Annotated in this window: 13 protein-coding genes; all 13 read left to right on the top strand. The window is 67.3% G+C overall.

Translation table 11 applies throughout. The annotated features are described in order from the left end of the window. Positions 1–49: 49 nt before the first annotated feature. Positions 50–1,666 (top strand): fatty-acid--CoA ligase FadD5, encoded by a 1,617-nt coding sequence (fadD5, locus tag A5730_RS04210; protein ID WP_067896071.1) that lies wholly within the window; start codon positions 50–52, stop codon positions 1,664–1,666. 272 nt (positions 1,667–1,938) lie between these two features. Then, positions 1,939–2,754 (top strand): ABC transporter permease, encoded by an 816-nt coding sequence (locus A5730_RS04205; RefSeq protein ID WP_055405531.1) that lies wholly within the window; start codon positions 1,939–1,941, stop codon positions 2,752–2,754. A gap of 1 nt (position 2,755) precedes the next feature. Next, complete coding sequence (locus A5730_RS04200) at positions 2,756–3,625, top strand: ABC transporter permease (protein WP_067896068.1); 870 nt, start codon at positions 2,756–2,758, stop codon at positions 3,623–3,625. A gap of 2 nt (positions 3,626–3,627) precedes the next feature. Then, positions 3,628–4,929, top strand: a complete 1,302-nt coding sequence (locus tag A5730_RS04195; protein WP_067896066.1) for an MCE family protein — start codon at positions 3,628–3,630, stop codon at positions 4,927–4,929. Continuing rightward, on the top strand, positions 4,926–5,966 hold the full coding sequence (locus tag A5730_RS04190) for a virulence factor Mce family protein (RefSeq protein WP_055405490.1): 1,041 nt from the start codon (positions 4,926–4,928) through the stop codon (positions 5,964–5,966). Before A5730_RS04195 ends, A5730_RS04190 begins: the two co-directional genes overlap by 4 nt. Then, the gene (locus A5730_RS04185) at positions 5,963–7,555 is read left to right on the top strand and encodes a virulence factor Mce family protein (protein ID WP_067896064.1); all 1,593 of its coding nucleotides are present in this window, start codon (positions 5,963–5,965) and stop codon (positions 7,553–7,555) included. The genes A5730_RS04190 and A5730_RS04185 overlap by 4 nt, the downstream gene beginning before the upstream one ends. Then, positions 7,552–9,165, top strand: coding sequence for a virulence factor Mce family protein (locus A5730_RS04180; RefSeq protein WP_067896061.1), 1,614 nt, complete (start codon positions 7,552–7,554; stop codon positions 9,163–9,165). Before A5730_RS04185 ends, A5730_RS04180 begins: the two co-directional genes overlap by 4 nt. 26 nt (positions 9,166–9,191) lie before the next feature. Further along, entirely contained in the window at positions 9,192–10,343 is a 1,152-nt protein-coding gene (locus A5730_RS04175; RefSeq protein WP_067896059.1) for a virulence factor Mce family protein, read from the top strand. Beyond that, complete coding sequence (locus A5730_RS04170) at positions 10,337–11,887, top strand: virulence factor Mce family protein (RefSeq protein ID WP_067896056.1); 1,551 nt, start codon at positions 10,337–10,339, stop codon at positions 11,885–11,887. Before A5730_RS04175 ends, A5730_RS04170 begins: the two co-directional genes overlap by 7 nt. Continuing rightward, a complete protein-coding gene (locus A5730_RS24895) occupies positions 11,857–12,699 on the top strand; it encodes an Mce protein (RefSeq protein WP_197506147.1) in 843 nt (280 codons plus the stop codon). The genes A5730_RS04170 and A5730_RS24895 overlap by 31 nt, the downstream gene beginning before the upstream one ends. Then, entirely contained in the window at positions 12,696–13,661 is a 966-nt protein-coding gene (locus A5730_RS04160) for an RDD family protein (protein WP_067896053.1), read from the top strand. The genes A5730_RS24895 and A5730_RS04160 overlap by 4 nt, the downstream gene beginning before the upstream one ends. Further along, positions 13,658–14,212 carry a mammalian cell entry protein gene (locus tag A5730_RS04155; RefSeq protein WP_067896050.1) on the top strand — a complete coding sequence of 185 codons (555 nt, stop codon included), beginning with the start codon at positions 13,658–13,660 and terminating at the stop codon, positions 14,210–14,212. The genes A5730_RS04160 and A5730_RS04155 overlap by 4 nt, the downstream gene beginning before the upstream one ends. Next, entirely contained in the window at positions 14,179–14,877 is a 699-nt protein-coding gene (locus A5730_RS04150) for a mammalian cell entry protein (RefSeq protein WP_067896045.1), read from the top strand. Before A5730_RS04155 ends, A5730_RS04150 begins: the two co-directional genes overlap by 34 nt. Positions 14,878–14,890 lie beyond the last annotated feature (13 nt).

The raw sequence follows: 14,890 nt of genomic DNA, 5'->3' as shown, positions 1-14,890 counted from the left end.
AAATATCAACCTGGCGCAAGCGGTGCGCGAGTGAAGGGAAAGGCTTGAGTTGACCGCGCAATTAGCGAGCCATCTGGCGCAGGCGACCGAGCAGCCGTATCTGGCCCGGCGCCAGAACTGGGTGAACCAGCTCGAACGGCATGCCCTCATGCAGCCGGGCGCGGCAGCACTGCGTTTCCTGGGGAAGACCACGACGTGGGGTGAATTGCACGGCCGGGTTTCGGCGCTGGCCGATGCGTTGAGCCGTCGGGGAGTCGGCTTCGGCGATCGGGTCATGGTGCTGATGCTCAACCGCCCCGAATTCATGGAGTCGGTGCTGGCAATCAACATGCTCGGCGGCATCGCGGTCCCGCTCAACTTCCGGCTCACCGCCGCCGAAATCGCGTTCCTGGTACAGGACTGCGAAGCCCGCGTGCTCATCACCGAATCGGTGCTCGCCCCGGTGGCCACCGGGGTTCGCGACGTCGAGCCACTGCTGGAAACGATCGTGGTGGCCGGCGGCGCCGACGACGACAGCGTGCTCGGCTACGAGGACCTGATCGACGAGACCGGCCGCGCGCACGAGCCCGTCGACGTCCCGAACGATTCGCCGGCGCTGATCATGTACACCTCGGGCACCACCGGCCGCCCCAAGGGCGCCGTACTGACCCACACCAACCTGACCGGTCAGACCATGACGGGCCTGTACACCAACGGCGCCGACATCAACAGCGACGTCGGCTTCGTCGGCGTCCCGTTCTTTCACATCGCCGGCATCGGCAACATGCTGACGTCGCTGCTGCTCGGCATCCCCACGGTGATCTACCCGCTGGGCGCGTTCGAGCCGGGCCAGCTGCTCGACGTGCTGGCCGAGGAGAAGGTCACCGGCATCTTCCTGGTTCCCGCGCAATGGCAGGCGGTGTGCGGCGAGCAACAGGCGCGTCCGCGCGACCTGAGGTTGCGGGTGATGTCGTGGGGGGCCGCGCCGGCGCCCGACGCGCTGCTGCGCGAGATGTCGGTGGTCTTCCCCGGGACCCAGATCCTCGCGGCGTTCGGCCAGACCGAGATGTCGCCGGTCACCTGCATGCTGCTGGGCGAAGACGCGATCCGCAAACGTGGCTCGGTGGGCAAGGTGATCCCGACCGTTGCTGCCCGCGTGGTCGACGAGAACATGAACGACGTACCGATCGGCGAGGTGGGCGAAATCGTCTACCGCGCACCGACTTTGATGAGCGGGTACTGGAACAACCCGGAGGCCACGGCGGAGGCGTTCGCGGGGGGATGGTTCCACTCCGGCGACCTCGTCCGGATGGACGAGGAGGGCTACGTCTGGGTGGTGGATCGTAAGAAGGACATGATCATCTCGGGCGGCGAGAACATCTATTGCGCCGAGGTGGAAAACGTTCTGGCCGGCCACCCCAACATCGTCGAGGTCGCGGTCATCGGACGGGCCCACGAGAAGTGGGGCGAGGTGCCGATCGCGGTCGCGGCCATCGCCGGCGATCAGCTGCTGCTGGACGAATTGGACGAATTCCTCACCGAGCGGTTGGCCCGCTACAAGCATCCCAAGGCGCTCGAGATCGTCGATGCCCTGCCGCGCAATCCGGCCGGCAAGGTGCTCAAGACTGAGCTACGGATCCGTTACGGAAGCGCAAATATCGACGAGAACCGTTCTAGGGCAACATGATTCACGGGGTGAGAGGAAGGCTGACGGAAACTGTAACGTTTGCCCGCTGTTGGCGAAGGGTTAATTGTGCAGATGCAGTTCACACGTGCAAGGCCATCGGGTACATTCCTGTGGTCTCCGTTACTACTTGTCAGTAGGGAGCCGATGGTCACACACGTTGGGTTGGGGCGAGGCGGGGGCATCCCCAGCCGCGTTGCGGCGAGGGGGCGAGGCTTGCTACACGATCTGCCGGGTCGCCGACAGGCGCGCGGCACCAGCTGGAGGGGGCAGCGGTGACGTCAACGTCGACCGGTCGGCAGGGCCCCTACCTCGTCAATTACCTGCGCGACCAACTGGACACCCCCCTGACGCTCATCGGGGGATTCTTCCGGATGTGCGTGCTGACCGGGCGGGCGCTGTTCCGCTGGCCGTTCCAGTGGCGCGAATTCGTCCTGCAGTGCTGGTTCATCATGCGGGTGGCATTCCTGCCGACCATCATGGTTTCGATTCCGCTGACCGTGCTGCTGATCTTCACCCTCAACGTGCTGCTCGCCCAGTTCGGCGCCGCCGACCTGTCCGGCGCGGGCGCGGCGATCGGCGCCGTCACCCAGCTCGGCCCGCTGACCACGGTGCTGGTGGTCGCCGGCGCCGGCTCGACGGCGATCTGCGCGGACCTCGGCGCGCGCACCATCCGCGAGGAGATCGACGCCATGGAGGTGCTCGGCATCGACCCGATCCACCGGCTGGTGGTTCCCCGGGTGGTCGCCGCGACCCTGGTGGCCACGCTGCTCAATGGCCTGGTGATCACCGTGGGCCTGGTCGGCGGCTACCTGTTCGGCGTCTACCTGCAAAACGTCTCGGGTGGTGCGTACCTGGCCACGCTGACCACGATCACCGGCCTGCCCGAGGTGGTCATCGCGACCGTCAAGGCCGCGACCTTCGGCCTGATCGCCGGGCTGGTCGGCTGCTACCGCGGGCTGACCGTGCGCGGCGGCTCGAAGGGGCTGGGCACGGCGGTCAACGAGACCGTCGTGCTCTGCGTCGTCGCGCTGTACGCGGTCAACGTGGTGCTGACCACCATCGGCGTCCGATTCGGAACGGGCCACTGACATGTCGACCGCTGCCGTCTTGCGCGCCCGCTTCCCACGGGCAGCCGAAAACCTCAACCGCTACGGCGGTGCCGCCGCCCGCGGGATCGACGACGTCGGCCAGATGGCCTGGTTCGGGGTGGTGGCCCTCGGGCAAATCCCGCACGCGCTGCGCAACTACCGCAAGGAGACCCTGCGGCTGATCGCGCAGATCGGCATGGGCACCGGCGCCATGGCCGTCATCGGCGGCACCGTCGCGATCGTCGGCTTCGTGACCCTGTCGGGTAGCTCCCTGGTCGCCATCCAGGGCTTCGCCTCGCTGGGCAACATCGGCGTCGAGGCGTTCACCGGCTTCTTCGCCGCGCTGATCAACGTGCGCATCGCCGCCCCGGTCGTCACCGGAATCGCGATGGCCGCCACCGTCGGCGCCGGCGCCACGGCGGAGTTGGGCGCCATGCGCATCAGCGAAGAGATCGACGCCCTGGAAGTCATGGGCATCAAGTCGATCTCGTTCCTGGCGACCACCCGGATCATGGCCGGCCTGGTCGTCATCATTCCGCTGTACTCGCTGGCGATGATCATGTCGTTCCTGTCCCCGCAGATCACCACCACGGTGCTCTACGGGCAATCCAACGGAACCTACGAGCACTACTTCCGGACGTTCCTGCGCCCCGACGACGTGTTCTGGTCGTTCCTCGAGGCCATCATCATCACGGCGGTCGTGATGATCACCCACTGCTTCTACGGATACAACGCCGGCGGCGGACCCGTCGGCGTCGGAGAGGCCGTCGGCCGATCGATGCGTTTCTCGCTGGTGTCGGTGCAGGTCGTCGTTCTGGCCGCCGCGTTGGCGCTCTACGGCGTCAACCCCAACTTCGCGCTGACGGTGTAGCCATGTCATCCCCAGTGAAGGTCAACAAGCCCAGGAACCCGCCCTACAAACTGGCGGGCGTCGCATCGCTGATCATCGCCCTCGTGGCTCTGGTCCTGGTCTACGGGCAGTTCCGCGGCAACTTCACTCCCAAGACCAAGCTGACGATGCTGGCGTCGCGGGCGGGCCTGGTGATGGACCCGGGCTCGAAGGTCACCTACAACGGCGTGGAGATCGGCCGGGTGGCCGACATCTCCGAGACGGTGCGCGACGGCAAGCCCGCCGCCAAATTCACCCTGGACGTGTATCCCCGGTATCTCAATCTGATCCCGTCGAACGTGAACGCCGACATCAAGGCGACCACGGTGTTCGGCGGCAAGTACGTGTCGTTGACGACGCCGAAGAACCCGTCGCCGCAGAAGCTCAACTCGCACACCGTGATCGACGCGCGGTCGGTGACCACTGAGATCAACACGCTGTTCCAGACCGTCACCTCGATCGCGGAGAAGGTGGATCCGGTCAAGCTGAACCTGACGCTGAGCGCGGCGGCCCAGGCACTGACCGGGCTGGGCGACAGGTTCGGACAGTCGGTGGTCAACGCCAACGCGATCCTCGATGACGTCAATCCGCAGATGCCGCAGGCGCGCCACGACATTCAGCAGCTCGCCGGGCTGGGCGACACCTACGCCAACGCCGCACCCGACCTGATCGATTTCCTGAACAACGCGGTGGTCACCTCGCGCACCATCAACGCGCAGCAGAAGGATTTGGACCAGGCGCTGTTGTCGGCGGCCGGGTTCGGCAACACCGGCGCCGACATCTTCAACCGGGGCGGCCCGTACCTGGCGCGCGGGGCGCAAGACCTGGTGCCCACGGCGCAGCTGCTGGATACCTACAGCCCGGAGCTCTTCTGCACGGTGCGCAACTACCACGACATCGAGCCGAAGGCGTCCTCGTTCCTGGGCGGCAACGGTTACTCGCTGGTCGCCCACACCGAGGCGCTGTCCGGGTTGGGGTTGCTGGCCAACCCGGTGTCGGCGGTGGCGGCCCTCGCCAGCCTGTTCGGCGGGCTCGCCGGGGTGGTCGGCGGCGCGCCCAACCCGTACACCTATCCGGAGAACCTGCCGCGGGTGAACGCGCGCGGCGGGCCGGGAGGTGCCCCGGGCTGCTGGCAGCAGATCACCCACGACCTCTGGCCCGCACCGGAATTGGTGATAGACAGCGGCAACAGCATCGCGCCGTACAACCACGTCGACACCGGATCGCCATATGCGATCGAGTACGTCTGGGGCCGCCAAGTAGGGGATAACACGATCAACCCATGAAAATCTCCGGAACCATCGTCAAGCTCAGCATCTTCTCGTTGGTGCTGCTGATCTTCACTGTGATGATCGTCGTCGTCTTCGGTCAGATGCGTTTCGACAGCACGCAGTCGTACTCGGCCGAGTTCGCCAACGCCAGCGGCCTGCGGGCGGGCCAGTTCGTCCGCGCCTCCGGCGTGGAGATCGGCAAGGTCGACACGGTCGAGCTGGCCGACGGCGGCAAGCGGGCGCGGGTGAAGTTCAACGTCGACCGCTCGGTTCCGCTGTATCAGTCGACGACCGCGCAGATCCGCTACCTCGACCTGATCGGCAACCGGTACCTGGAGCTCAAGCGCGGCGAGGGTGAGGGCGCCCAGAAGGTGTTGCCGCCGGGCGGCTTCATCCCGATGTCGCGCACCTCGCCGGCGCTGGACCTGGATGCCCTGATCGGCGGGTTCAAACCGCTGTTCCGGGCGCTGGACCCGCAGAAGGTGAACACCATCGCGACGGCCCTGATCACGGTGTTCCAGGGCCAGGGCGGCACCATCAACGACATCCTCGACCAGACCGCGCAGCTGACCAACCAGCTCGGTGAGCGCGACCAGGCGATCGGCGAGGTCATCAAGAACCTGAACATCGTGCTGGACACCACGGTTCGCCACCGCCAGCAGTTCGATCAGACGGTCAACAACCTCGAGGTGCTGATCACCGGGCTGAAGGACCACGGGGACCAGTTGGCGGGCGGGACAGCGCACATCAGCAACGCCGCCGGGACGGTCGCCGACCTGCTCGCCGAGGACCGCGGCCTGCTGCACAGCACGCTCAACTATCTGGACGCCATCCAACAGCCGCTCATCGACCAGCGCGACCAGCTGAACGACTACCTCAAGAAGGTGCCCACCGCCTTGAACATGATCGGGCGCGCCATCGGTTCCTACGGCGACTTCGTGAACTTCTACGCCTGCGACATCACGCTCAAGATCAACGGTTTGCAGGCCGGTGGCCCGGTCCGCACGGTCCGGCTATTCCAGCAGCCGACGGGTAGGTGCACGCCGCAATGAGAACACTGGAGCCACCCAACCGGGTTCGCATCGGGTTGATGGGCATCATCGTGACGCTGCTCGTCATCGGCGTCGGTCAAAGCTTCACCAGCGTGCCCATGCTGATGGCCAAGCCGCACTACTACGGCCAGTTCAGCGACACCGGGGGCGTCGGCGTCGGCGACAAGGTGCGCATCGCCGGCGTGGACGTCGGCAAGGTCGAGGCCATCAACATCGAGAACGACCACATCCTGGTCAAGTTCAACCTCGGCACCGCGACCATCGGCACGGAGAGCCGCCTGGCGATCAAGACCGACACGATCCTGGGCAAGAAGATCCTCGAGGTCGAGAACCGGGGCACCAAGCAACTGCGGCCCGGAGACTCGTTGCCGATTGGCCAGAGCACCACGCCCTATCAGATCTACGACGCGTTCTTCGACGTCACCAAGGCCGCCCAGGGCTGGAACATCGACACGGTCAAAGAATCGCTGCACGTGCTGTCGCAGACCATCGACCAGACCTACCCGCACCTGAGCGCGGCGCTGGACGGCGTGGCCAAGTTCTCCGACACGATCGGCAAGCGCGACGAGCAGGTCAAGCATCTGCTCGCCCAGGCCAATCAGGTGGCCAGCATCCTCGGTGACCGCAGCGACCAGATCGACCGCCTGCTGGTCAACACCAAGACGCTGCTGGTCGCCTTCAACGAACGCGGCCAGGCCATCAACGCGCTGCTGTCGAACGTCGCCGCCTTCTCCGAACAGGTCAAGGGCTTCATCAACGACAACCCCAACCTGAATCACGTCCTCGAGCAGCTGCGCACCGTCAGCGACATCCTCAAGGAGCGCAAGGACGACGTCGCCGCGGGCCTCACCGAGGTCGGCAAGTTCTTGCCGTCGCTGAACGAGGCGATCGCGTCGGGACCGTTCTTCAAGGTGGTCCTGCACAACCTCGCGCTCTACCAGATCATCCAGCCGTGGGTGGACGCCGCCTTCAAGAAGCGCGGCATCGACCCGGAGAACTTCTGGCGCAGTGCCGGCCTGCCCGAGTTCCGGTGGCCCGACCCCAACGGCACCCGTCTGCCCAACGGCGCGCCGCCGCCCGCACCCCCGGTGCTGGAGGGCACGCCGGAGCACCCCGGCCCGGCCGTCCCACCCGGATCGCCGTGCTCGTACACGCCGGCGAACCCGGGCGGCAACGTCACCGTCGGCGACGAGGGGCTGCCGCGGCCGTGGAACCCGCTGCCGTGCGCCGGTGGTGCCATCGGACCGTTCGGCGGCCCGGGCTTCCCCGCGCCGGTCGACGTGATGACCTCCCCGCCGAACCCCAACGGCCTGCCGCCGACGCCGGGCATCCCGATCGCCGGGCGCCCGGGCGACCCGCCGCCGGACGTTCCGGGGACGCCCGTGCCGCTGCCCGCGCAGGCCCCGCCGGGCGCGCGCACCGAGAACCTGGCGCCCGCCGGACCGACGCCGCCACCGTCGACGTTCGCGCCTGGTTTCCCGCCGGGACCGGCCGCGCCACCCGGACCTGGTAACCAATTGCCCGCGCCGTTCATCAACCCGGGCGGAACCGGAGGCAGCGGCGCTGCGGGGGGAGGTAGCCAGAATTGAGCACCGCCTTTGACATCCGCAACATCCGGCTGCCGAGGCTGACCCGCGCGACGGTGATCATCGGCTCGCTGGTGATCGTGCTCGCCCTCGTCGTCGGGTTCGTGGGCTGGAAGCTCTACGAGAAGATGACCAACAACACCGTGGTGGCCTACTTCCCGGCGGCCAACGCCCTGTACCCGGGCGACAAGGTCCAGATCATGGGGTTGCGGGTGGGCGCGATCGACAAGATCGAGCCGGCCGGCGACAAGATGAAGGTCACCTTCCACTACCAGAACAAGTACCGGGTGCCCGCGAATGCCAACGCGGTGATCCTGAACCCGACGCTGGTGGCGTCGCGGGCGATCCAGTTGGAGCCGCCGTACAAGGGCGGGCCGGTGCTGTCGGACAACGCGGTGATCCCCGAGGAGCGCACCCAGGTCCCGGTGGAGTGGGACCAGCTGCGCAACAGCATCACCAACATCATCTCCAAGCTGGGGCCGACGCCGGAGCAGCCGACGGGCCCGTTCGGTGAGGTCATCGAGTCCTACGCCAACGGGTTGGCCGGCAAGGGCAAAGAGATCAACACGACGCTGAGCAACCTCTCGCAGGCGCTGAACGCGCTGAACGAGGGCCGCGGCGACTTCTTCGCGGTGGTCAAGAGCCTGGCGCTGTTCGTCAACGCGTTGCACAAGGACGACCAGCAGTTCGTCGCGCTGAATCAGAACCTGGCGGACTTCACCACCCGGCTGGCGCACAACGACAGTGACCTGTCGAACGCGATCGAGCAGTTCGACGGGTTGCTGTCCACGGTCCGTCCGTTCCTGGACAAGAACCGCGAGGTCCTGACCTACGACATCAACAACCTGGCGACCGTGACGAACACGATCCTGCAGCCGGACCCGCTGAACGGGTTGGAGACCGCGCTGCACGTGTTGCCCACGGCCGCGGCGAACATCAACCAGATCTATCACCCGTCGCACGGTTCCGTGGTCGCCATCCCGGCGATCACCAACTTCGCCAACCCGATGCAGTTCATCTGCAGCTCGATCCAGGCGGGCAGCCGGCTCGGTTACCAAGAGTCGGCGGAACTGTGCGCGCAGTATCTGGCGCCGATCCTCGACGCCATCAAGTTCAACTACCTGCCGTTCGGGGCGAACCTGTTCAGCACGGCCGAGACCCTGCCCAAGGAAGTGGCGTATTCGGAAGATCGGTTGCATCCGCCGAACGGATACAAGGACACCACCGTGCCCGGCATCTGGGTTCCGGACACACCGACGTCGCACCGCAACACCCAGCCCGGCTGGATCGTCGCGCCCGGTATGCAGGGGCAGCAGGTCGGGCCGATCACCGCGGGTCTGATGACCCCGGACTCGCTGGCCGAGCTCATGGGAGGCCCCAACATCGCGCCCGTGCAATCGAACCTGCAGACGCCGCCGGGACCGCCGAACGCCTACGACGAGAACCCGATCGTGCCGCCCATCGGTTTGAACGCGCCGGTTCCGATCCAGCCGCCGCCGCCCGGGCCGAACGTGGCCCCGGGCCCGGTCGCCCCGACGCCGGCGCCGGTCGCGGCGCCCGCGCCGAACGCCGGTGGGCCCGCGGTGCCCGCTGACATCGGGGGTGGCCAGTGAGGCGCGGGACGAGCGCGGTACGCGCTATGAGGCTGTTCCGCCGCGGGGCCTGGCAGGCGCTGGTGCTGTTGGTGGCCGCGCTGGTGTTGAGTTCGTGCGGCTGGCGAGGCATCTCCAACGTTGCGATCCCGGGCGGGCCGGGCAGCGGCTCGGGCGCCATGACGATCTACGTCCAGGTGCCCGACACCCTGGCGATCAACGGCAACAGCAAGGTGATGGTCGCCGACGTCTTCGTCGGGGCGATCAAGAAGATCGAGTTGAAGAACTGGGTCGCCACCCTGACGCTGGGTGTCGACAAGAACACCAAGCTGCCGAAGAATGCCATCGCCAGGATCGGCCAGACCTCGCTGCTGGGTTCCCAGCACATCGAGCTCGCCGCGCCACCGAACCCGTCGCAGGAGCTGCTCAAGAGCGGCGACACGATCCCGCTGAAGAACTCGTCGTCCTATCCGACCACCGAGCAGACGCTGGCCAGCCTGTCGCTGATCCTGCGCGGCGGCGGCATCCCCAACCTGGAGGTGCTGCAGAACGAGGTCTACAACATCTTCAACGGGCGGGGCGATCAGATCCGGTCGTTCCTCGGCAAGCTGGACACCTTTACCAACCAGCTGAACCAGCAGCGCGATGACATCACGCACGCGATCGACTCGACCAACCGGCTGCTCACCTACGTGGGTGCGCGGGCCGACGTCCTGGACCGGGTGCTCACCGACATCCCGCCGCTGGTCAAGCATTTCGCCGACACCAAGAACCTGCTGATCAACGCCGTCGACGCGGTGGGACGGCTCAGCCAGGCCGCCGACCAGTACCTGTCGGAGGCGCGCGGGCCGCTGCACACCGACCTGCAGGCGCTGCAATGCCCGTTGAAGGAGTTGGGCCGCGCCTCGCCGTACCTGATCGGCGCGCTGAAGCTGATCCTGACGCAGCCGTTCGACATCGACACGGTGCCGAAGATCTTCCGCGGTGACTACATCAACATCTCGCTGACGCTCGACGTGACGTACAGCTCCGTGGACAACGCGTTCCTCACCGGCACCGGATTGTCGGGGGCGCTGCGCGCGCTCGAGCAGTCGTTCGGGCGTGACCCCGAGACGATGATCCCGGACGTGCGCTACACGCCGAACCCGAACGACGCGCCCGGTGGGCCACTGGTGGAAAGGGGGGACAGGAATTGCTGACTCCCTTTGTCCGGCGCCAGCTGATCGCGTTTGGGATCATCACGGTGATTGCGCTGTCGGTGCTCGGCATCTATTACCTGCAGATTCCGAGCCTGGTGGGAATCGGTCGATACACGCTGAAGGCCGACCTGCCCGCGTCGGGCGGCCTGTACCCGACGGCGAACGTGACCTATCGAGGCATCACCATCGGCAAGGTCACCGACGTCGAGCCGACGGAGCGCGGCGCCCAAGCGACGATGAGCATCGACAGCCGCTACAAGATCCCCATCGACGCGACGGCCAACGTGCATTCGGTGTCGGCGGTCGGTGAGCAGTACCTGGACCTGGAGTCGACCGGTAATCCGGGCAAGTTCCTGTCGGAGGGCCAGACGATCACGAAGGGCACGGTGCCCGCCGAGATCGGGCCGGCGTTGGACACGGCCAACCGCGGGCTGGCCGTGCTGCCCAAGGACAAGATCGCTCAATTGCTCGACGAGACGGCGCAATCCGTGGGCGGGCTGGGCCCCGCGCTGCAGCGGTTGGTCGACTCGACACAGGCGATCGTCGGGGACTTCAAGACCAACATCAACGACGTCAACGACATCATCCAGAACTCGGGCCCGGTGCTGGACAGCCAGGTCAAGTCCGGTGACGCCATCGAACGTTGGGCCCGCAACCTGAACAGGCTGGGCGCGCAGTCCGCGCAGGAAGACCAGCACGTCAAGAGCATCCTGCGCCAGGCGGCGCCGACGGCCGACCAGGTCAATGACGTGTTCAACGACGTGCGGGACTCGCTGCCGCAGACGCTGGCGAACCTCGAGGTGGTCTTCGACCTGCTCAAGCGGTACCACACCGGCGTCGAGCAGGTGCTGGTGTTCCTGCCGCAGGGCGCGTCGATCGCCCAGACGGTGGCCGCGCCGTTCCCGAACATGGCGGCCCTGGACCTGGCGTTGTCGATCAACCAGCCGCCGCCCTGCCTCACCGGGTTCATCCCGGCGTCCGAGTGGCGGTCCCCGGCCGACACCAGCATTCAGCCGCTGCCGTCGGGCACCTATTGCAAGATCCCGATGGAAACCCCGGCCAACAGCGTGCGCGGCTCGCGCAACATCCCGTGTACCGACGTCGAGGGCAAGCGGGCGGCCACGCCGCGGGAGTGCCGTGACCCCAGGCCGTACGTGCCGGCGGGCACCAACCCCTGGTATGGCGACCCCAACCAGATCGTGACCTGCCCCGCGCCGGCGGCGCGCTGCGACCAGCCGGTGAAACCGGGCCAGGTGATACCGGCGCCGTCGATCGACACCGGCCTGAACCCGGCCCCCTCCGACCGGGTGGCGGGGACCCCACCGCCGACCAGCGACCCCTTGTCGCGGCCGGGGTCGGGTACCGTGCAGTGCAACGGCCAGCAGCCCAACCCGTGTGTCTATACTCCCGGCGGGCCGCCCGCGGCGGTCTACAGTCCCCAAAGCGGTGAACTGGTAGGGCCAGACGGAGTTAAGTACTCCGTCGAAAACTCGGCCAGAACAGGAGACGACGGATGGAAGGAGATGCTGGCGCCAGCCGGCTGAACCCCCCACCGATGCCGAAGTTTCGTCGTCTGCGCGGACGGCGTCCGAAGAACCAGGACCCGGAGCCCACCGCCGAATCGGCCAACCCGGAAGTGACGGCCGAGGAGTCCGCCGAACCCTCGATCGAGCCGGCCGCGACGGCCGAGGAGCCCTCGGCCGAGGAGACCGCGCCGGCCGAGGAAGCCAGTGCGGCCGAAGAGGCCACGGCGGAGCCGTCGGAGCCCGCCGCCGCCGCCGAGGAAAGCGGCCCCGAGGCCGCCGCCGAGGAGCCGTCGGACGCGCAGGCCGTGCCGGACGAGGGCGTCGAGCGCCGTCCGTCGCGAATGGGTCGCGGCTGGCTGGCCGGCATCGCCGCGGTGCTCGTGCTCTGCGCCGCCGCTGTCGGCGCCGGCGGGTACTTGGCGCTGCGCTACCACCACGAAAGCCAGGCGATCGCCCGCAATAACGCCGCGGCGCTCAAGGCGGCCGTCGACTGCGTTTCCGCGACCCAGGCGCCCGACACCAACGCGATGGCGGCGAGCGAGCAGAAGATCATCGACTGCGGCACAGACGCTTTCCGCTCGCAGGCCCTGCTCTACACCAGCATGCTCGTTCAGGCCTATCAGGCGGCCAACGTCCACGTCCAGGTGTCCGACATGCGGGCGGCGGTCGAGCGCAACAACCCTGACGGTTCGGTCGACGTGCTTGTCGCCGTTCGGGTCAAGGTCGCCAACGACCAGACGCAGAACGAAACCGGCTACCGCCTGCGGGTGAAAATGGCGATGGCCGAAGGGCAATACAAGATTGCCAAGCTCGACCAGGTGACGAAGTGACGGTGGTGGTCGAGAAGCCACCGGCCGCGGCCGCCCAGGAGTCCCCACGGAATGCCTTGGGGTCCTGGCATCTTCGCGCCGGCGCCCTGACCGTCGACGTGCTGCCGGGCGTTGCGGTCGTGGCGACCATGGCGCTGGTGTCGGTCAACGTGCGCCACCAATCGATCTGGTCGTGGGTGTGCATTTCGGTCGGCGGCGTGGCGATCCTGTTGATGTTGGCGAACCGGTCGTTGCTGCCGACCGTCACCGGCTTCAGCGTGGGCAGGGCGCTCTTCGGCATCGCGGTGGGGCGCCGCGACGGCAAACCCATCGGGCCATGGGGACTGCTGTTGCGCGACCTGGCGCACCTGCTCGACACCCTGTCAGTGGTGGGATGGTTTTGGCCGCTGTGGGATTCGGACCGACGCACCTTCGCCGACATGCTGGTCGGCACCGAAGTGCGGCGTCACGAGCCGGCAGACCCGGGGTTCCCCGTGCGGCGGTCGGCGGTGGCCGTGGTGCTGGGCGCGACCGCCGTGTGCCTCGCCGGCGCGGCGATCAGCTATGCGGTGGTGTTCGGACCGGACCGGGAGACCGACCATACGCGGGCGGAGCTCGGCACGCAGGGCCCGAAGATCGTCGCGCAGATGCTGACCTACGACCCCAAGTCCCTGCACGACGATTTCACGCGCGCCCTGGGGTTGACGACCGCCAAATACCGGCCCCAGCTGGCCGCCCAGCAGGACATGGTGCAGAAGGGCAACCCGGTCATCAACGAGTATCGAGTGACCGACAGCGGGATCCAGTCCGCGGCGCCGGACCGCGCGACGATGCTGATGTTCATGCAGGGCCAACGCGGGGCGGGGCCCGACCAGCGCTACATCTCCGCCACCGTGCGGGTGACGTTCGTCAAGGACGGGGACCGCTGGTTGGTCGATGACCTCACGGTGCTGACCAAGCCCAAGCCGGGGGGCGGAAAGTGAGCCCACGCCGCAAGTTTCAGCCCGGTGAGGGACCGCTGCTGGTCCCGAGCGGGGTGCCGCCGGGGCGTCCGTGGGGCCTGCCGCTGGCCAGCGCGGTCGCGGCGATCCTGATGGCGGCGGCCATCACGGTGTGCACGCTGATGCTGATCAACCATGAATCCCGCGAGCGCGCCGAGTCGAAGAATCGCGAGGTGCTCAGCTACGTGACCGGCTTCATGACGCAGTTCACCTCCATCGATCCATTCCACGCCAACGACTACGTGACGCGGGTGCTGGGCCAGGCGACCGGCGACTTCGCCAAGGAGTACCGCGACAAGGCGAACGAAATCTTGCTGCAGGTGGCCCGGGCCGAACCGGCCACCGGCACCGTCCTGGACGCCGGGGTGGAGCGCTGGAACGACGACGGCAGCGCGACCGTCATCGTGGCCACCGCGGTCAGCAGCAAATCCCCTGACGGCAAACAGGTTTGGGAGAACGCCAATCGGTGGACGGCGACCGCCACGCAGGAAGGAAATCAGTGGAAGATCAGCAACCTGCAACAGGTGATCTGACCGCCGACGCGGGCACCGACGCCTCCGAGGAGGTGGCGGCCGAGGAGCGCGCGGACTCGCCGGCCGGCGACGAAACCGCTTCCGCCGCCGAGGAATCCGAGGCCGGCGACGCCGAGGCGAAACCCGCGGGCCGCAAGAGGCGCAAATGGCTGGCCGGCAAGCGGCTGGCCATCACGGTCGTGGTGGCCGCCGCGGTGTTCGTCGGTTCGGCCGCGTTCGCCGGCGCGACGGTACAGCCGTACCTGAGCGATCGTGCCGCCGCCGCAACGAAACTCAAAGTGGCGCGCACCGCGGCCAGCGCCATCACCACGCTGTGGACCTACACGCCCGAGAACATGGACACCCTCGCGGACCGGGCCTCGGGCTACCTCAGCGGCGACTTCGAGGCCCAGTACCGCAAGTTCGTCGACGCCATCGTGGCCCCCAACAAGCAGGCCAAGATCACCAACCACACCGAGGTCACCGGAGCGGCGGTCGAATCGATCGACGACGCCAACGCCGTCGTCATCGTGTACACCAACACCACGTCCACCAGCCCGTTGACCAAGAACGTGCCGTCGCTGAAGTACCTGTCCTACCGGCTGTTCCTGAAGCGCGCGCAGAACCGCTGGCTGGTGACCAGGATGACGACGATCACGTCGCTGGATTTGACGCCGCACGTCTAGCGCGGTCTGCTGC

This window comes from Mycobacterium sp. ACS4054 (assembly GCF_001667275.1).
GTDB lineage: Bacteria > Actinomycetota > Actinomycetes > Mycobacteriales > Mycobacteriaceae > Mycobacterium.
The sequence above is the reverse complement of the archived record's forward strand: the minus strand, read 5'-3'. Positions and strand labels throughout refer to the sequence as shown.

What these genes read in the sequence shown, in the direction of transcription:
- A5730_RS04200 (WP_067896068.1), top strand. Translation starts at nt 2,756, where the DNA reads ATGTCGACCGCTGCCGTCTTGCGCGCCCGCTTCCCACGGGCAGCCGAA.
- A5730_RS04195 (WP_067896066.1), top strand. Translation starts at nt 3,628, where the DNA reads ATGTCATCCCCAGTGAAGGTCAACAAGCCCAGGAACCCGCCCTACAAA.
- A5730_RS04190 (WP_055405490.1), top strand. Translation starts at nt 4,926, where the DNA reads ATGAAAATCTCCGGAACCATCGTCAAGCTCAGCATCTTCTCGTTGGTG.
- A5730_RS04185 (WP_067896064.1), top strand. Translation starts at nt 5,963, where the DNA reads ATGAGAACACTGGAGCCACCCAACCGGGTTCGCATCGGGTTGATGGGC.
- A5730_RS04175 (WP_067896059.1), top strand. Translation starts at nt 9,192, where the DNA reads ATGAGGCTGTTCCGCCGCGGGGCCTGGCAGGCGCTGGTGCTGTTGGTG.
- A5730_RS24895 (WP_197506147.1), top strand. Translation starts at nt 11,857, where the DNA reads ATGGAAGGAGATGCTGGCGCCAGCCGGCTGAACCCCCCACCGATGCCG.